This is a genomic window from Bacillus cereus group sp. BfR-BA-01311 (genome assembly GCF_022664295.1).
Taxonomy (GTDB): domain Bacteria; phylum Bacillota; class Bacilli; order Bacillales; family Bacillaceae_G; genus Bacillus_A; species Bacillus_A cereus.
Genome location: NZ_JAKUHC010000019.1, coordinates 39,969 through 58,779, shown reverse-complemented (window position 1 = coordinate 58,779; position 18,811 = coordinate 39,969). Strand labels below are relative to the sequence as shown.

The window sequence follows — 18,811 nt, the reverse complement described above, 5'->3', positions numbered from 1 at the left end:
TCTTTTAACGTCACTAAAATATCACTTGCTAACATATTGTAATGAATGTATAGTATCATGTTGTACATTCATTATGACAAGAGAAAGGATCTTATTAAGGGTATGAAACTTGGTGCTCGCATTTTAAAAACGGGTATTGCCATCACGTTAGCTTTATTTGCTTGTATTTTACTTCAATTACCGAGTCCGGTATTTGCGGGAATTTCAGCTATCTTTGCTGTTCAACCGTCTGTATACCGTTCTTATTTAACAGCACTTGAACAAATTCAAGCAAATGTAATTGGTGCGATATTTGCTATCGCATTTGCTACTGCTTTTGGACATAATCCTTTTATTATTGGATTAACATGTATATTAGTAATTGCTCTTACATTACAATTACGATTAGAAAACACAATATCAATTGCTTTAGTAACAGTTATCGCCATTATGGAGTATCAAGGCGAAGATTTCTTTAGTTTTGCCTTACTTCGATTTGCGACGATTATGATTGGTATTATTGCGGCTTCACTTGTAAATTTAGTATTTATGCCGCCAAAATATGAAACAAAACTTTATCATCGTATCGTTGATAATACAGAAGAAATTGTAAAATGGATTCGAATGAATAGCAGGCAGGCTTCTGATTTTACAACGCTAAAAACTGATATTGATCGTATGAAAGAAAAAATGATCAAACTAAACCATTACTATTTGCTGTATAAAGAAGAAAGAAGCTACACGAAAAAAGTAAAGTTCGCAAAAATTCGTAAGCTCGTTTTATTCAGACAAATGTTAGCGACAACAAGCCGTGCTTTAAGTACGTTAAAATCATTACACCGTACTGAAAATGAACTGCGCTATATGCCGGAAGAATTTCAGGAATCTATCCAAAACGAACTTGACTCATTAACGCATTATCATGAACAAGTTTTATTAAAATTTATTGGTAAAGCAAAAAAACAACAATCAGTCGAAATGCTTGATGAAGTTGAAACAGGTAAACAAGAATTAATTGATATCTTTATGGAATATCAAAATAAAGACGATGAAGAAGCATATAAAACATGGTTACATCTCTTCCCTCTTATTTCTTCCATCATTAACTATAGTGAAGAAGTAGAGCATTTAGATTTGCTTGTAGATAGCTTCTACACATACCATAAACCAGAAAAAGAACTCCAAATCGATGATAAAAAAGAAGACGAATAAAAAAACAGCTCCTTTTATGCTAAAGGAGCTGTTTCTGTTATATGTTGAAGTTGATATAAATTGTAATAAAATCCTCTTTTTTGCATTAACTCTTCATGAGAACCAGTCTCTTTAATCTCACCGTCTTCAATGTAAATAATCGTATCAACATGCGTAATCGTCGCTAATCGATGTGCAATTATAATCGTTGTCCGGTCAGCAGCTAACGTCTGAAGCGCCTCTTGAATATACCTTTCATTTTCTAAATCTAATGCTGAAGTTGCTTCATCTAATATAAGTACCGAAGGATTCTTTAGAAACACTCGTGCAATTGCCACGCGTTGTCTTTGCCCGCCCGATAGCTTCACACCACGTTCTCCAACGACAGTATTATAACCATCTGGTAAGTCTATAATAAAATCATGAATTTGCGCAGCTTTGGCAGCTGCAATCACTTCTTTCTCTGTAGCTTTCGGATTTCCATATAAAATATTAGCTCCAATTGTATCGCTAAACAATAAATTATCTTGCAGTACAATTCCAATATGGCTACGCAAATTTCTCATATTATACTTTCTTACATCTATGCCATCTACATAAACCGCGCCTTCAGAAACATCATAGAAACGCGGGATCAAACTAGCAAGAGATGACTTTCCTCCCCCACTTGCTCCTACAAGCGCTACTTTCTCTCCAGGCTGCATAGTTAATGACAAGTTGTGTAATATCTCTTTTTCATCTACATTATAACGAAAAGAAACATTGTCAAATACAATTTCTCCATTTAATTTTTTCGTTTGTACCGCATTTGGCACATTAACAATATCGTATTTTTCATCTAACAGTTCAAACACACGGTCCATCGATGCAAAAGATTGTGTTAATGTTGTAGATGAATTAACAAGGCGGCGAAGCGGACTATATAAACTATCCATATATCCAACAAAAGCTACCATCGTTCCTAGCGTTAACTGTCCTTGAATTACTTCATATGCTGCAAAACCAATCACAAGTAACGGACCTAAATCGGTTAACGTATTTACTGCCGAAAATGTTCTTGCCGTCCAACTTGTATGGGTTAATGCTTTCGTTAAAAATTCATTATTTCTTTTTTCAAACTGCTTCCCCTCGTACTCTTCTAACGCAAAGCTACGTGTCACTTGCATTCCTTGAATACGTTCATGCAAATACCCTTGCATCGTCGCTAACGCTTGTGAACGCTCTTTCGTCAATTTCCGAAGACGTCCGAAAAAATATTTCACAGCAATTACATAAATAGGTAAAATCAATAACGCAACAAATGTTAATTTTATATTCATAGAAAACATAACAATGATAGCAATAGCAATTGTTGCAGTATCTAACCAGACGTTCATCAAACCAGTAATTACAAAATCTTTCGTTTGTTCTACATCATGGATGACACGCGAAATAATCTCCCCTGTTTTTGTATTGGAGTAATAACGTAAACTTAACTTTTGTAAGTGACCGAAAATATGCTTCCGCAAATCATACAGTATTGTATTTGCGATACGTTGGGCGAAATATTGACGATAATATTCAATCGGTGGTCTTAATACCGCAAAAATAAAGAAAGCAATTCCAATCGCTGTTATTAATTGAGATGTTTTATCTTGAAGTGAGCCAGCGCCTTGAATTACATCATCGATAATATACTTTAATAACCACGGCATAATAAGTGGGATACCGAACTTAACTAGTCCAATAATAATTGTAATAGCAATAAGCCACCGATATGGTTTAACAAATTGTAAATATCTTTTTATGCCTTGCACATAATCCCCCCTCTAATAGGACAAACCTGCCGGGAAGCCCCCTGCAGGTTTGTTTTAATTTCTGTACATTAAATATCGTTCATACCACATATCTACGAAATCTGGTGCAAATGGACCTTTTCTTTGATGAATCCACTGTGTTAAATGTGCTACATTTCGTTTTAAAATTGTATCAATAACAGGTGGATACTGCATAATTTCACTATGTTTTTCATACTCATCTTCATCTAGAAGCGTATATGTCATATCTGGATATACTTTAATATCTAAATCATAATCAATATACTTTAATGCTTCAGGATCATACGCAAAAGGTGAGCTTAAATTACAATAATAATATACGCCATCTTCCCTAAGCATCCCAATCACATTAAACCAATAGTTGGCATGAAAATAGCAAATTGCTGGTTCACGAGTAATCCATGTTCGGCCATCCGATTCTGTAACTACTGTACGATCATTCGCTCCGATTACAAGACTCTGTGTCCCTTTTAAAATTGTTGTTTCTTCCCACATTCTATGAATGGAGCCATTATGTTTATAACTATGTATTTGTACTTTTTCTCCTTCTTTGGGAAATCCCATATATGCTCCCTTCTTTCAACTGCAAATGCCCTTTGAACGGCATTCACTTTTTTTCTATTATAACTTTTTTGTCGAAATTTTAAAACTAAAGGGATAAGACTCTATTTTTCAAACTGAATATGTAGGAGGTTTATCGTTGAATACTATGCCCCACCGCTTCTTAGGAGATAAAAGGATTGTACTGTATTATTTATAAGCGAGGACATGTAATAGAAAAAGCCCTTCTCTATTTCCATACAAAGAAGGACTTTTCACCTAAAGATAACAATATATCTTATCCTAAATTTGAAATCATTTTTTCAGTTGCAAAAGATTGAATTACACTATTCGTTTGCTCTTCAAATTTCTCATGTAACATCTTCAACGCTACTTCTGTTCTATATATTTCCTGGCGGATAAAATGCAGTTCTTTTTTATCGCACGTATCTTTTTCATTCATTTCAATTTGTTGATACTTCTCTAGATGTGCTTGTAACTTTAACAATTCATCCATCGTTTCTAATTGCTCCCCTACCAACTTATCAAAATCGTTCATTACTTACCCCCTTTTGGACTTATTCATCAGTTATTATTCCTAATTACATAATTCTAATTGTTAACTTCCTTCTCCTTTGACTACATTTGTTGACTTATTAGAAGTTATGTCGTTCGCTTTCTTTTCATTACAACGATCCACGCAAAAAGAAAACACTTCTCCCGAATTAGAGAAGTGTTTTTCTTTCATTACTGATTTGAGCTAGAAGATTGTGATTGTTTTGCAGCTGACTTAGCATTTTGTTTTTTCACAGCATGCACGTCTGTTTCAGTAGCAAATTCTGTACCATAACTAGCGTTTGCACTTTGTGCACCAGAAGCTTGTGCTTTCTTTGCTTCTGATTGTGCGTTTGCTTGTTTTACTGCTTGTACATTTGTTTCAGTAGCAAATTCTGTACCATAACTAGCATTTGTACTTTGAATGCTAGCACCAGAAGTTGCCTTGTTATAACCTTGTTGTTTTTTACTCATCTTTCTCACCTCCACAATCAATAATGTAACCAATTCACTTAGAAGCTATCCGTAATTTTCTTTTGAATAATTTCCGCATATATCTTTTGTTACTTATTCAAACTATAAGAAATGGAGGTGGAAATATGTATATAGGACGCGATATGACTGAACTAACGATGATTTCAAAAAATGAATGGAAAGAAGATGAATTAGCTTATTTTCATCACTCACTACAACAGGTTCTGCCTTATTTAAATGTAGAAGGGCAGAGTATTTACAAAGAAATTGTAGTAGAAATTGAATCAAGAGGCGGCTTACAAGAAGGTGAAGCTAGTTGGACTCATGGGACAAAAATTTCTTACGATTAAAAAAGTGTTCCCTAGATTGGGAACACTTTTTTATTTATTGCATTGTAATTTTCTCCACACAATTTTCATAAATAGTACGGTGTGATTTTGAGAAAGGTAATTGCTCAAATACCTCTTTCGATACAAATTTTAATGTATCTGTATCAACAATATTACCGGTTACTTTTCCGTAAAATACAAATATATCCCAAGTACGATGTGTAAACGTATGTTGTACATTCATTGCGTATTCATCAATAGAAACCTCGAGCTCAAATTTTTCTTTCATATAATCTATAAGCTGTTCCTTCTGATTTCGAATACCTTCTCCAAGTTCAGCATTAGGAAACTCCCACATGTTAGCTAACAAACCTGTACTTGGACGTTTATTAATAACGTAACGACCGTCTTCAGTTTGAAGTACGCCTGCAACAATAGGTACCATTTTAGGAGCTTTCGCTTTACTTTTTACTGGTAATTCTTTTTGAACACCTTCAGCATATCCTCTGCAATGCTCACGCACAGGACAAAGTAAGCACGATGGATTTTTAGGAATACAAATCAATGCACCTAATTCCATCAATCCTTGATTAAAATAAGATGGGTTTTCTACTGAAATAATTTCACGCACAATCTCTTCAAAAACTTTTCGAGTCTTTGGTTTTGCAATATCATCCCATACTGATAAAATACGAGATAATACACGCATAACATTTCCATCAACTGCCGGCTCTGGTATACCATATGCGATACTTAAAATAGCACCTTTTGTATATGGTCCTACTCCTTTTAACTTTTCAATTTTCTTTACATCACTTGGTACAACCCCGCCGTATACTTCTTTTACCTCTTTTACTGCCGCATGTAAATTACGTGCTCTAGAATAATATCCTAAACCTTCCCATGCTTTTAATACTTCTTCATCATCTGCGTTCGCTAACGCTTCAAGTGTAGGAAACTTCCCCATAAAATTTGCGTAATATGGTTTTACAGCTTCTACTCTTGTTTGCTGCAACATAATTTCAGAAACCCAAACACGGTATGGATCTTTATTCTTTCTCCACGGTAAGTCACGCTGTTCTTCTTCAAACCAACCAATTAAATCATTTTGAAACTGCTCTATATTAAAATTGTTTAGTATTTCAAGTGTCAAACTTGATCCCCCTCATTTTTTTGCATATAAGTACTATTATAAAGATTTTAGGAAAAAATTTAAGTAAGATGACATAGGAAATAGAAGGCAAAGGACTTGAGGTATCGAATAAAAAGAGTTACATTAATAAAAAACGGAGGTGGATTTCTATGGACACAGCCACTCACCTTGTTATGGGTATCACTTTAGGTAGCTTAGCAACATTAGATCCAGCCATAGCACAAAGTGATATTGGCCCCCAAGCTGTTATGCTTGCTACAATTGCTGGTTCCAACATTCCTGACATTGACACAGTTCTAAAATTGCGTAATAACGCTAAATATATAAGAAATCATCGTGGGATTACTCATTCTATTCCCGCGGTAATTCTTTGGTCATTCCTTATAAGTGGCATCTCTTTCGCCTTCTTTTCAGAAGCTCCATATCTTCATCTACTACTTTGGTCATTTATTGCCGTCTTTCTTCACGTCTTTGTAGATATTTTCAACGCCTATGGTACACAAGCATTACGACCTTTCACAAAAAAATGGGTCGCACTTGGCATAATTAATACATTCGATACCGTAATTTTCTTTATCCATATACTTGCAATTGCTTGCATGCTCGTCGGTTCTCATAAGGGATATACAGCTTTAGCGGCATATATATTAATGATTGTTTACTATATCGGACGGATTATGATGCACAGAAATATAAGAAGCGTTGTACACAAACGTTTCAAAAATGTCGAAAAGATTATCATTTCTCCTTCTTACCGATTTTATCATTACCATTTAGCAGTCGTTACGGCTGATTATTACTACGTTGCGAGATGGCACCGTGGTAACATCATGATATATGACAAGTTCGATCGGGTACCGTTCCCAGACAACAATATTATGCGAGCAGCTAAACAAGATGAAAACATCTCAGCCTTCCTATCTTTCTCTCCTGTATATCGCTGGGATATTTTTGATCATGACCATTATTATGAAGTACGATTCATTGATTTACGATATCGAAGTAAAGATTATTATCCATTTGTTGCAATCGTTCAGCTCGACCACAATTTAAATATTATTAATTCCTATACAGGATGGATCTTTAGTGAAGAAAAGCTTCGAAAAAAACTGGAATTACTTCCACATTAAAAAAAGCGACTTAAGTCGCTTTTTTTAATGTTTCAAATGATCTTCTTGATTAATTAAATGACTATACTTCGGATTATTTGTCCGCATTTCATGAAGGCGTACACCATGATTATTAATCCATGATCGTACCACTTGTTCCGTCATTTCATCGCCTTGATAACGACCTGATTTTGCATAAGTTGTTTGAAAATCTTCCCATAGTAACTCAACCCACGCACGAGCTTGTGCGTAAGAAAGCTTGTCATTCTTGTCTAATAATTCTTTCGTTAATGTTTCATAAATATCATTCATATTATAATCTCCTTTTACCTATTTATCCCTTCATTTCTAAAGGATAGTTTCTTCAATTTTGCACATTCTATAATTGATACTTCTTAAAAAGGTATCAACCGATAATGAGGAGGGCGTTCGCAATGGGTAAACAAGCCGAATTTTGGTCTGAGTCAAAAAACAACAGCAAAATCGACGGTCAACCGAAAGCGAAATCACGCTTCGCTTCGAAACGACCTAACGGCACAATTAACACGCACCCACAAGAACGTATGCGTGCTGCAAATCAGCAGGAAGAGTAGTACAAATTAAATTAACTTCCTACACGAGGTGATAAAGATGAGCTACCGTGATCGCTTAGATAGTCGTTCTGAATTATTTAACCATACGTGGACTCGTCCAAAACATGCGAAAGCGCAAGTTAACGGACAGACGCAACAAACCCAGTCTCTCATTATATTGGCAAATGAATGTAAAAAACGCCAATTTTAGAATCTCCTATCTCCTTTAACGCCTACCAAAGATGAAAACCAGAGAGATATGTGCTCTCTGGTTTTTATTTTTCTTGCAATAAGGAAATTGGTATGCCAATCTCTTCATTATCATTTTGCTTATATCCCCAAGCAAATACCCCATTGAAATACGTAATTTTAAATAATACACCAGGTTCTTCTACTAATTCATATGTTTCACCAATATGGAACTTGTTTATATCCGTCATATAAGCACGAGCCATTGCCATTTTTCTCATTAATACATCAAATTCATTGACAATCCCAAGCTGCTCAGCTTTTACTGCTTGCTCCTTCAAAGCGCCAATTTCTTCCCTTAGCTCATGCGGTGTCATTTCACTGTAGCGTTTTGGCATATTCATCTTATTCTCCTCATTCCTCTTCGCGTTTCATTTGCAAAAATATCTCGATTTCATCAATAGAGAATCCTTTTCGATATAACGCTTGTTTCATCTTGTTTTCAAATGTCCATCCATCATGCTTCTTATATTTCTCATAATATTTATTCCCATGATAGTGTAACGCTTCTTGTTGCTTTTCGTCATCTTTTTCGTCTTTCAATTCTTCCAAACAAATTTGAATTACTTCTCTAGAATATCCTTTTCGAACAAGCATCTCATCTAACTTTAGTTTCATTTGTAAAAAAGAATGTTTTTGATAAGATTTTTTCTTCTTCTCTATGAGAAACAAGGCATTCTCAATTTGCTTTTCCTTCGGATATTCTTGTAAACTATGTGTAATAATTAAATCCTGAACACCTTTATTTAATAACTCTCTTTTAATAACAGTTGGACCTTTTCGATTCACATTACTTTGCGTTCGCGTATATAAAACAGCATACTCTTTATCATTAATATATCGGTCATGTAATAATTTCGAAACGACTTCAGAGATGATGGCCTGTCCCACTTCTTTTTTTCGTAAAAAATCTTCTATTTCTTGTTTTGTTCTCATTTGATAGGATAAATAGGAGATTGCTTGTAAATATGCTTTTTGTACTTCTTCATTGTACAAAATATTCCCTAACTCGATTTCATCAATTTCTAAGCCCTTTTGTAATCCATGTTTTATTAAGATTACTTGATCCACACTAAATCCGTACTCTTCGCCTTGACCTTTATCAATATAAATATTAAATCGTTCTTTCGATCGTTTTTGTACTTCTATTTTTGTAATGACAGCCATACTCTCACCTCTCTATTATTTTAACATAGTCGAGGAACATTTTTTCTTTTCAAGAATATATATAATGAGGAGGAAATACTTGTGAAAATCGCAATTTCTGGTGGTACAGGCTTTATCGGTAAATCCCTTTCTACTTTTTTTATTCAAAAAGGATATACTGTTTACATTCTCACACGAAAAAAAACTACTGAAACTTCCGACCCTAACCTTCAGTATGTTCAATGGACACCAGATTTACAAACCTTCCCCCTCTCTTCTATTGATGTAGTTATTAATCTAGCCGGAGAGTCTATTAATAGTAGATGGACAAAGCAACAAAAGAAAGCCATTTTAAACAGTAGAATTCAAACAACAAAAGGACTCATTAAACAATTGCAGGGACTCCATACAAAGCCACACACATTTATTAACGCAAGTGCTATTGGATACTACGGAACATCTGAAATAGAGTCTTTTACAGAACAGCATGAGACTCCTGGAAATGACTTTTTAGCAAATACAGTATATTCATGGGAACAAGAAGCATCTAAAGCACGTTCTCTCGGAATACGAACAATCTACGCAAGATTTGGAGTCGTATTAGGTGCAAATGGAGGAGCTCTTCCAAAAATGCTACTTCCCTATCAATTCTATATCGGCGGCACCATTGGTTCTGGGAAACAATGGTTATCATGGATTCATATAGACGATGTCGTCCGTATGATGGATTTCATCATACACAAAAAAGAAATTGATGGTCCTCTTAATATGACAGCACCAACACCCATAAGAATGAAGGAATTTGGAGAAAACATTGCAACTATAATGAACAAGCCTCATTGGTTGCCTGTACCTTCATTTATCATTCAAACTTTATTAGGTGAAATGAGCATACTTGTACTAGAAGGGCAACGTGTATTACCCATTAAGGCAATTGAACATGGATACCAATACACATTTCCGGCAATAGACCATGCATTACAAAATATACTTTCGCATACAATGTAGTACTTCTAAAACACAATTTTACATGGGCTCTTTCAAAACTTTCATTTTCTAGGATCCGAAGCATTACCATACAAATAACCTTTCAGTTACTTTCCCTTAACTTCCATTAGCATTATAAAGTAACAGAAATGAGGTACCTATGAAAATATTGCTCAAACAAGCCATTGTATACCCTATTACATCTCAAAAGTTTCAAGGCGATGTACTCGTTACAGGAGAGCGAATTACCGAGGTCAAACCTTTTATTCAACCTACTCAAGATATGACCGTTATAGATGCACGAGCACTCCATCTCTTACCTGGCTTTATTGATGTCCATACTCACCTTGGTCTCTATGATGAAGGCACTGGTTGGGCTGGAAATGATGCCAATGAAACATCTGAAGTTTCAACACCACATATTCGTTCTTTAGATGGAATCCACCCTTTGGATATCGCCTTTCAAGACGCTGTACAAAACGGAATTACAACCGTTCACGTTATGCCTGGCAGTCAAAATATTATCGGGGGGACTACTTGTGTAATAAAAACAGCTGGAACTTGTATTGATCATATGATTATTCAAGAACCTGCTGGTTTAAAGATTGCCTTTGGAGAAAATCCTAAAAAAGTCCATAGTAATGGAACAAAAGAATCCATTACACGTATGGGGATTATGGGGTTACTTCGGGAATCATTCTATGAAGCACAACACTACGGGCACGAAGCTGATTTTCGAATGCTTCCTATTTTAAAAGCATTACGTCGTGAAATACCCGTACGTATCCACGCTCACCGAGCAGATGATATTAGTTCTGCGCTACGCTTTGCAACGGAATTCAACCTCGATCTACGTATTGAACATTGTACAGAAGGACACTTTCTTGTTGAAGAGCTTTCGAAACATAATTTGAAGGTTTCAGTTGGTCCCACTCTGACACGTCGTTCTAAAATCGAACTAAAAAACAAGACATGGGATACTTACCATATATTATCTAAAAATGGTGTGGAAGTTTCTATAACAACAGATCATCCTTATACACCCATTCAATATTTAAATATTTGTGCCGCTGTCGCAGTAAGAGAAGGATTAGACGAGAAAACAGCACTAGAAGGAATTACCATATTCCCAGCGCGAAATTTGCGTTTAGAGGATAGAATTGGAAGCATCGAGGTTGGAAAAGACGCCGATCTCGTGTTATGGACTCATCATCCTTTCCATTATTTAGCCAAGCCTGTACTAACTATGATTGATGGAAAAATAATTTACAAAAAAAATAAAAAAAACTAGTTTATTTTTTTGACTAGATAAAGTATTATACGATTATAAACTGAATGAAACCATAATCAATTTGTGTCGTGATTATCATTTTCAAATTGATGAATGGGGAAGGCAAATGGTGCGCCACCAGCGTTAGAAACTGGTTCTAGTGGGTTCGATTCCCACCCCGAAATTTTTTAAAGATTGATATAAAAATTTCGAGGGTGGGGTGTTTTTTCGTCATGCTACCCTCGTGTGAGGAGGAGTTAGTATGTTGAAAAAACGCGACTTACACGACAGCCACGTTCTATACGAGTTAATGGTGGATCCAGCTGTCTTCCCTTTTGTGCGTCAAAAGGCTTATTCTTATGAAGAATATTTATTCTTAACAAAACAAACGATTGAAGCTGAAGAGCGTGGTGAATTAATTTCACGCACAATTTTAGATGAATGGGGTAACCCTATCGGAACAATTACTTTATTTGATGTGCAAGAAAAAGCTGGATTTCTCGGGACATGGCTTGGCAAACCATATCATGGAAAAGGCTATAATAAATTGGCAAAAGATTCATTTTTTAGTGAACTTTTCTATGAATTAGATATTGAAACAATTTTCATGCGTATTCGTAAAATAAATATTCGTTCTATTAAAGCTGCAGAAAAACTGCAATATGTGAATCTAGCAAACGAAACAAGAAAAGCCGTATATGATGAAATTAACGCAAACGAAGAAGTATATAACTTATATGAAATTCCAAAAGATCAATACACACTTGCTACAATGCGAGATACAACCTTCCAAGATGCTCATCAATTAAAAGAAGCATAATCTAAATTTTCTGAAATGATAATCAATCATTAACATTTTCCATATGCGTATATCCCCTCATGTCTTTGGAAACGATAAATAGTAACTTTAAGACACGAGGTGATTTGTAATGGATAAAAAGAAACGTGATAAAGCAAAAAACACATTATCTAGTACACAAGAAGTTCTCTATCAACGCGAATTTCAAAAAGCAGATCGTGCAGCAGGATATCGCTCGAAAAGCATTTAAAGTGAAAATGAATAATTAGAAGTTTCCCCCCCTAATTATTCATTTTCATTACATAATTTTCTCGATTGATAGAAGTAAGCAAAAAAGCCCCTTATACTGAAGTGAACCCGAATAGTGGTACATGAAAAAAACACCTCCTGAATTCGCATACTAAGTATGCAAATTCAATGGAGGTGTTTTTCGTTTGAAGACAAGAGTTCATTACCCAGAAGAAACAAAGTGGAAAGTCATTAAAATGAAGAAAGAAGGTTATTCAAATCGTACAATTATGGAGAAACTCGGAATTAAAAATGTTTCCCAAATTAAGACATGGATGAAATGGTATCGTACAGATCAAACGTATCGTTTTCAACAACCTGTAGGAAAGCAATATTCTTATGGAAAAGGACCAAAAGAGCTCAGTGAATTAGAACAGCTACGCTTAGAAAATAAACATTTAAAAACCAAATTACTTGTATGGGGAAAGTATCTAGAAATCGAAAGGGGTTGAAACCAGAAACTGTAGTTACTTTATGGAACGACTTAAGAACAAAACTAACGGTAAAAGAATTTTGTAACGTATTAGAATTACCTCGGTCCACATTTTATCGTTGGTTACAACGAACGGAAGATCTAAAAGATGATATAGAAGAGAAAGTAAAGGATGTTTGTCTTAGGCATAAATTACGATATGGATATCGAAGAGTGACCGCTACTCTTCGAAAAATGGGACTGTGTGTCAATCATAAAAAAGTATTACGAATCATGAGACAAAATCACATTCTTTCAAAAGTACGTCGAAAGAAAAAGAAATATATCAATGGTACGGAACCAATGGTAGCCCCTCATCGATTGGAGCGCCAATTCGATGCATCCAGACCAAATGAAAAGTGGTTTACGGATGTAACTTATTTATTATTTGGAGAGCGTACCTTGTATTTATCAACGATTATGGATGCCTTTAATCGTGAAATTATTAGTTGTGTCATCAGCGAATCACAAACACTGACATTGGCGATGAAGACATTAAAACAAGCAATGAGAGGGCGAAAAGTAAAAGATGTACTTCTTCACTCGGATCAAGGAAGTATTTATACAGCAAAAGGATTTCAAGCGTACGCCAAAGAAAACGGCATGATCACCAGCATGTCCCGGAGAGGAAATTGCCATGATAATGCCGTCATGGAAAGCTTCTTTGGTCATTTGAAAAGTGAAGCTTTCTATTCACAAAAGATAACAAAAGTATCCAACACAACTGTGCGAAAGATTGTGCTAGAATACATTCATTACTACAATTGTGTGCGAATTCAAGAAAAATTAAACCACCTATCCCCTAAAGAATTTAGGGAACAAGTGGTTTAGGTGTTTTGATTGGTGTCCCGTTTTCGGGGGGCACTTCATACATAAGGGGCTTTTTTGCTGTGGACAACTTTATCCACAAAACCAACAGAATTGTTAGTAATTTTCAAAAACATTTAATATTTTTCTATATTAAAGCATATATCAGCTGTTTTAATTGTGGATATTTTTCTAAAAATTGTGGACAATGTGGATATAGTTGTTAATATTCCGACTTTACTGTTTAATGAAAGCGTAATCCTTTTGTGGATAACTGGCTGAATTTTCTTTGAAAATAATAAAGAACCCTCTTTACATATACAAAGAGGGTTTCATATTAAGTAAAAGATTGTGCAAGAGCAGGTGATTTAATAGGTATATGACGCGGTTCTGCATGATTTTCTGCCAAAATTGCATCTACAATATGACCAGCTGGCTCTGGAAGATAGATGCTTTTCATTGCTTCTTTCATTTGAAGAAGCTTCACATCATCTTGTAATAATGCCTCTGTTTTTGCAAAAACCTCACTATCATCGCGAATGACAACTGCTGCTCCCTTTCTTTCAAAGTACATCGCATTTTCATTTTCTTGTCCTGGAACAGGCTTATATAAAATGACAGGTACTTGCAACGCTGCTGCTTCACTTAATGTTATTCCGCCTGGCTTCGTAATCATACAAGAAGTAACACGGAATAATTCATCAATATTTTCAACATACCCAAACACTTTTAATGCATCGGAATTTTGCTTCTGTAAACTTAATAAATCCTGTTTTAAAGCTTCATTTTTCCCACAAACGACAACTACTTGTAAATTAGGCACTGACATAAATGATTGGCATAGTTCTTTTACATTTCCTAATACCCCATGAGCACCTGCTACAATTAGTAAAATCTTTTTATTCTTACATAACTGATATTTAGTATATATGATTTCTGGATTTACCTTTAACTCAAAACTACTCCGAATTGGAATTCCTGTTTCAACAATTTGTTCCGCAGGTACACCGATATCAACCATCAATTCTTTCACATGATCCGTTGCAACAAAATAACGATCTACTTCTCGATGAATCCATATTTTGTGCACGCAAAAATCCGTTAATACGTTATAGACAGGAATTGAAATACCTGTTTGTTTCTTCAATTCTGGTACAGCGATAATTGGAAATGTATTAATTACAATATCTGGTTTCTCCACCTGTAATAGTGTTTTCAAACGTTTTCTTCCAAAGTTCGCATACCAAGATGCTATTTTCTTATCATAAATTTTTTCTACCCCGTAATAAAACAAACGATATAATTCTTTTCCTATTGTATAACTTTTTAAATATAGATATTTTGTAATGTCAGTTATAAATGGATGTGATTCTCCAAACAAGTCGCATACAATAACATCTTCAATTCCTTTTTGGCGAAATGTTTGTTCTAATGTTTTTGCTACTTGCACATGACCATTACCGTAATGTGCAGTTAATATTAAAACCTTGGGGTTTTTTATCAAACAAATCCACTCCTAGCTTTTTGTTTCTCCATATTGCATATACGACAATAGGAAAAACATTTTCCTTAAAAATTACATAAACAGATTCTAATAATTCCCTTTCAGCTATGTACCTGTCGTGGATATGCAAAGCATATAAGATTGACCCCTTAATCCTATCTGTGCTCATATCTTTACATTATACTTTCCTATAAGAGCTTTCGCAATAACTTACAAATGTTCTCTATTCCATGATACTCACTCTTTTACTTCTTAATTCTTTTTACTATTTTGATTTCCCTTTACAATTATGTAAATTTCTCCATTTATTCCGTACAAAATTATGGATATTCTACTTTCAGTATACTCTTTTATCAATATATACTCTAGATTTTATTGTAAAGAAAGCAAAAAGCCTAATCCAATATTTGGATTAGACCGCTTGTAAAATATATTTAGCATGTTCTACATTTTTCTCAGTAGGTGGTTCTACATTTGCGAGTGGATACTTGTGTCCAAGCGCCTCCCATTTATATACACCAAGCTTATGATATGGTAACACTTCAACTTTTTGAACATTAGACAGACTTTGAATAAAGCTAGATAGTTTTTGTAGATCCTCTTCATTATCCGTAACACCAGGAACTAATACGTGTCGTACCCAAATCGGTTTATTCTTATCCGATAAATAACGAGCAAATTGTAAAATATGTTCATTTGGTTTCCCTGTTAATTTACGATGCTTTTTGGAATCGATATGTTTCAGATCCAATAAAACTAAATCTGTATAATCCATTAAAATATCTAGCTTATTTTGGAATTCTGGTTCCTCAGAATAACAACCACCAGAAGAATCGATTGTTGTATGGATACCAGCCGCTTTACACTTTTTAAACAACTCAATTAAAAAGTCTAGCTGTAATAATGGCTCTCCACCGCTAACTGTTATACCGCCTCCGGAAGCTTCAATAAATGGAAGGTAACATGTCACATCCTGCATCACTTCTTCAACTGTTATTTCTTTACCTTTACCGATTTCCCACGTATCAGCATTATGACAATATTGACAACGTAATAAACACCCTTGTGTAAATATGACATAACGAATCCCCGGGCCATCAACAGTACCACAAGACTCTACAGAATGTATTCTTCCTTTTACCATGTTACTTCCTCCTTTATTGAAACAGCCTCCCTTCGCTATATATTAAGAGCGAAGGGAAACCTTTTTTCATTTACATGCTTTCATGCATTGTACGGTTAATTACATCAATTTGTTGTTCACGAGTTAATTTAATAAAGTTTACAGCATAACCAGATACACGAATTGTTAATTGTGGATACTTCTCAGGATGTTCCATTGCATCCATTAATGTTTCACGGTTAAATACGTTAATATTTAAGTGGTGCCCTTCTTTTACTGCATAGCCATCAAGCATTGATACTAAGTTACGTACTTGTACATCATCTTCTTTACCAAGTGCTTTCGGAATAATAGAGAATGTATTAGAAATACCATCTTGTGCATCTTCATATGGTAATTTAGCCACAGATAATAATGAAGCTAATGCACCTTTTGTATCGCGTCCATGCATTGGGTTCGCACCTGGTGCAAATGGTTCTCCAGTACGGCGGCCATCTGGAGTATTACCAGTTTTCTTACCGTAAACAACGTTAGATGTGATTGTTAAGATTGACATTGTATGAACAGAGTTTCTGTATGTTTTATGTTTACGAAGTTTATTCATAAATGTTTTTACAAGATTTACAGCAATCTCATCTACACGATCATCATTGTTACCGTATTTAGGGAAATCTCCTTCAATCTCGAAGTCAACTGCAATACCATTTTCATCACGAATTGGTTTTACTTTTGCGTATTTAATTGCACTTAATGAATCTGCTACTACAGATAGACCAGCGATACCTGTTGCCATTGTACGAAGAACGTTTGTATCATGAAGTGCCATTTCAATACGTTCATAGCTATATTTATCATGCATGTAATGGATAACATTTAATGTGTTTAAATATAGACCCGCTAACCATTCCATTGTCATATCAAACTTATGCATAACTTCTTCATAATTTAATACTTCAGAAGTAATTGGTGCGTACTCAGGACCAACTTGTGCTTTTGACTTTTCATCTTTGCCACCGTTAATCGCATATAATAATGCTTTCGCTAAGTTTGCACGAGCTCCGAAGAACTGCATTTGTTTACCGATTCTCATTGCAGATACGCAACATGCAATACCGTAATCATCGCCGTATTCAGGACGCATAATGTCATCATTCTCATATTGAATTGCTGATGTTTTAATAGACATTTTCGCACAGTAGTTTTTAAAGTTCTCTGGTAATTGTTTAGACCAAAGAACAGTTAAGTTTGGTTCTGGAGCTGGTCCTAAATTATCTAATGTATGCAAGAAACGGAATGAGTTCTTTGTTACTAATGGACGACCATCTAATGCCATACCACCGATAGATTCAGTTACCCAAGTTGGGTCACCAGAGAATAATTCATTATAATCAGGTGTTCTTGCGAATTTCACAAGACGTAATTTCATAATGAAGTGATCGACAATTTCTTGTACTTCTTCTTCTGTTAAAGTACCATTTGCTAAATCTCTTTCAATGTAAATATCTAAGAATGTAGAAGTACGTCCAAGACTCATTGCAGCTCCGTTTTGTTCTTTAATCGCTGCAAGGTATGCGAAGTATAACCATTGGAATGCTTCTTGTGCATTTGTTGCTGGCTTAGAAATATCGAAGCCATGAGAAGCAGCCATTTCTTTTAACTCTTGAAGTGCACGCATTTGCTCAGATAACTCTTCGCGTAAACGCATCGTATCTTCGCTCATTACACCACCAGTTAAATTCAAATCAGCTTTTTTCGCTTCAATTAAATGATCAATACCATATAACGCTACTCGGCGATAGTCACCGATAATACGTCCACGTCCGTATGCATCTGGAAGACCAGTAATAACACCTGATTTACGTGCATTTCTCATTTCTGGTGTGTATGCATCAAATACACCTTGGTTATGAGTTTTTCTCCACTCTCTAAAAATACGACTAAGTTCTTTATCCATTTCGTATCCATAAGATTCACAAGCTTGTTCTGCCATACGAATACCACCATATGGTTGTAAAGAACGTTTAAATGGTTTATCAGTTTGGAAACCGACTACTTTTTCAATATCTTTATTTAAGTATCCTGGGTCATGTGATGTAATAGAAGAAACAATTTTTGTATCCATATCAAGAACGCCACCGTTTTCACGTTCTTTCGTTGTTAAATCCATTACTTGATCCCAAAGTTGTTTCGTTGCTTCAGTTGCTTCTGCTAAGAAAGATTCGTCCCCTTCGAAAACGTTTACATTATTTAAAATGAAATCGCGAACATCAATCTCTGCTTTCCATTTTTCACCTTTAAAGTTTTCCCATGCGTTTTTAACATTTTCTAATACTTGAGTCATCCTAATCTCCTCCATTTTTGATTAGTACAGGACTAAGATTTTTTATATAACAGCTTACACACTTAGAATACTACTTTTTTACGAAAGTGAACGAAATAGTTGTGAC

Annotated in this window: 21 protein-coding genes; 10 read left to right on the top strand and 11 right to left on the bottom strand. The window is 35.0% G+C overall.

Annotated features, from left to right (window positions below):
* Positions 1–102: 102 nt before the first annotated feature.
* The gene (locus MR136_RS25785) at positions 103–1,191 is read left to right on the top strand and encodes an aromatic acid exporter family protein (RefSeq protein ID WP_000765787.1); all 1,089 of its coding nucleotides are present in this window, start codon (positions 103–105) and stop codon (positions 1,189–1,191) included.
* A 14-nt stretch (positions 1,192–1,205) separates the two neighbouring features.
* Here MR136_RS25785 and MR136_RS25780 read toward each other — a convergent pair whose 3' ends face one another.
* From MR136_RS25780 to MR136_RS25765, 4 genes are all read right to left on the bottom strand, one after another.
* The gene (locus tag MR136_RS25780) at positions 1,206–2,966 is read right to left on the bottom strand and encodes an ABC transporter ATP-binding protein (RefSeq protein ID WP_017673810.1); all 1,761 of its coding nucleotides are present in this window, start codon (positions 2,964–2,966) and stop codon (positions 1,206–1,208) included.
* Positions 2,967–3,020: 54 nt separating this feature from the next.
* A complete protein-coding gene (gene ntdP, locus MR136_RS25775; protein ID WP_000506622.1) occupies positions 3,021–3,551 on the bottom strand; it encodes a nucleoside tri-diphosphate phosphatase in 531 nt (176 codons plus the stop codon).
* A gap of 274 nt (positions 3,552–3,825) precedes the next feature.
* Positions 3,826–4,086 carry a YgaB family protein gene (locus MR136_RS25770; RefSeq protein WP_000997575.1) on the bottom strand — a complete coding sequence of 87 codons (261 nt, stop codon included), beginning with the start codon at positions 4,084–4,086 and terminating at the stop codon, positions 3,826–3,828.
* A gap of 188 nt (positions 4,087–4,274) precedes the next feature.
* Complete coding sequence (locus MR136_RS25765) at positions 4,275–4,556, bottom strand: gamma-type small acid-soluble spore protein (protein WP_000039035.1); 282 nt, start codon at positions 4,554–4,556, stop codon at positions 4,275–4,277.
* A gap of 125 nt (positions 4,557–4,681) precedes the next feature.
* On the opposite strand from MR136_RS25765, the gene MR136_RS25760 reads away from it, so the two are divergent.
* Entirely contained in the window at positions 4,682–4,906 is a 225-nt protein-coding gene (locus MR136_RS25760; protein ID WP_000275436.1) for a hypothetical protein, read from the top strand.
* Positions 4,907–4,940: 34 nt separating this feature from the next.
* On the opposite strand, the gene mutY is transcribed toward MR136_RS25760, so the two are convergent.
* A complete protein-coding gene (gene mutY, locus MR136_RS25755; protein WP_000171397.1) occupies positions 4,941–6,038 on the bottom strand; it encodes an A/G-specific adenine glycosylase in 1,098 nt (365 codons plus the stop codon).
* A 149-nt stretch (positions 6,039–6,187) separates the two neighbouring features.
* Here mutY and MR136_RS25750 point away from each other — a divergent pair, with 149 nt between their 5' ends.
* Positions 6,188–7,168: a metal-dependent hydrolase gene (locus MR136_RS25750; protein WP_000379111.1), complete on the top strand. Its 981-nt coding sequence runs from the start codon at positions 6,188–6,190 to the stop codon at positions 7,166–7,168.
* 24 nt (positions 7,169–7,192) lie between these two features.
* On the opposite strand, the gene MR136_RS25745 is transcribed toward MR136_RS25750, so the two are convergent.
* Positions 7,193–7,459: a YfhJ family protein gene (locus tag MR136_RS25745; protein WP_000998166.1), complete on the bottom strand. Its 267-nt coding sequence runs from the start codon at positions 7,457–7,459 to the stop codon at positions 7,193–7,195.
* Between the two features lie 122 nt (positions 7,460–7,581).
* Here MR136_RS25745 and MR136_RS25740 point away from each other — a divergent pair, with 122 nt between their 5' ends.
* Together MR136_RS25740 and MR136_RS25735 are read left to right on the top strand one after the other, a co-directional pair.
* Positions 7,582–7,740, top strand: a complete 159-nt coding sequence (locus MR136_RS25740) for a small, acid-soluble spore protein K (protein WP_000517891.1) — start codon at positions 7,582–7,584, stop codon at positions 7,738–7,740.
* Positions 7,741–7,777: 37 nt separating this feature from the next.
* On the top strand, positions 7,778–7,930 hold the full coding sequence (locus MR136_RS25735; RefSeq protein ID WP_000122093.1) for a YpzG family protein: 153 nt from the start codon (positions 7,778–7,780) through the stop codon (positions 7,928–7,930).
* A gap of 64 nt (positions 7,931–7,994) precedes the next feature.
* Here MR136_RS25735 and MR136_RS25730 read toward each other — a convergent pair whose 3' ends face one another.
* Together MR136_RS25730 and recX are read right to left on the bottom strand one after the other, a co-directional pair.
* Positions 7,995–8,312 (bottom strand): YfhH family protein, encoded by a 318-nt coding sequence (locus tag MR136_RS25730; protein ID WP_001057020.1) that lies wholly within the window; start codon positions 8,310–8,312, stop codon positions 7,995–7,997.
* A 10-nt stretch (positions 8,313–8,322) separates the two neighbouring features.
* The gene (gene recX, locus MR136_RS25725; protein WP_000268502.1) at positions 8,323–9,135 is read right to left on the bottom strand and encodes a recombination regulator RecX; all 813 of its coding nucleotides are present in this window, start codon (positions 9,133–9,135) and stop codon (positions 8,323–8,325) included.
* Between the two features lie 81 nt (positions 9,136–9,216).
* Here recX and MR136_RS25720 point away from each other — a divergent pair, with 81 nt between their 5' ends.
* The 5 genes from MR136_RS25720 (at position 9,217) to MR136_RS25700 (ending at position 13,761) form a co-directional block, all read left to right on the top strand.
* The gene (locus MR136_RS25720) at positions 9,217–10,122 is read left to right on the top strand and encodes a TIGR01777 family oxidoreductase (RefSeq protein ID WP_000684382.1); all 906 of its coding nucleotides are present in this window, start codon (positions 9,217–9,219) and stop codon (positions 10,120–10,122) included.
* Positions 10,123–10,261: 139 nt separating this feature from the next.
* Positions 10,262–11,392, top strand: a complete 1,131-nt coding sequence (locus tag MR136_RS25715) for an amidohydrolase (RefSeq protein WP_000698319.1) — start codon at positions 10,262–10,264, stop codon at positions 11,390–11,392.
* Positions 11,393–11,633: 241 nt separating this feature from the next.
* The gene (locus MR136_RS25710) at positions 11,634–12,191 is read left to right on the top strand and encodes a GNAT family N-acetyltransferase (RefSeq protein ID WP_000914737.1); all 558 of its coding nucleotides are present in this window, start codon (positions 11,634–11,636) and stop codon (positions 12,189–12,191) included.
* A 109-nt stretch (positions 12,192–12,300) separates the two neighbouring features.
* Positions 12,301–12,420 (top strand): YfhE family protein, encoded by a 120-nt coding sequence (locus MR136_RS25705; protein WP_000358482.1) that lies wholly within the window; start codon positions 12,301–12,303, stop codon positions 12,418–12,420.
* Between the two features lie 184 nt (positions 12,421–12,604).
* Positions 12,605–13,761 (top strand): IS3 family transposase gene (locus MR136_RS25700; RefSeq protein WP_128809306.1). Its coding sequence is split into 2 segments (ribosomal slippage): positions 12,605–12,857 and positions 12,857–13,761, totalling 1,158 coding nucleotides; the frame shifts between segments, so codons are not numbered across the junction.
* A 313-nt stretch (positions 13,762–14,074) separates the two neighbouring features.
* On the opposite strand, the gene MR136_RS25695 is transcribed toward MR136_RS25700, so the two are convergent.
* From MR136_RS25695 to pflB, 3 genes are all read right to left on the bottom strand, one after another.
* The gene (locus MR136_RS25695) at positions 14,075–15,241 is read right to left on the bottom strand and encodes a diglucosyl diacylglycerol synthase (RefSeq protein WP_000594691.1); all 1,167 of its coding nucleotides are present in this window, start codon (positions 15,239–15,241) and stop codon (positions 14,075–14,077) included.
* A gap of 412 nt (positions 15,242–15,653) precedes the next feature.
* On the bottom strand, positions 15,654–16,385 hold the full coding sequence (gene pflA, locus MR136_RS25690; RefSeq protein ID WP_000238458.1) for a pyruvate formate-lyase-activating protein: 732 nt from the start codon (positions 16,383–16,385) through the stop codon (positions 15,654–15,656).
* Between the two features lie 70 nt (positions 16,386–16,455).
* On the bottom strand, positions 16,456–18,705 hold the full coding sequence (gene pflB / locus MR136_RS25685) for a formate C-acetyltransferase (RefSeq protein ID WP_000195471.1): 2,250 nt from the start codon (positions 18,703–18,705) through the stop codon (positions 16,456–16,458).
* Positions 18,706–18,811 lie beyond the last annotated feature (106 nt).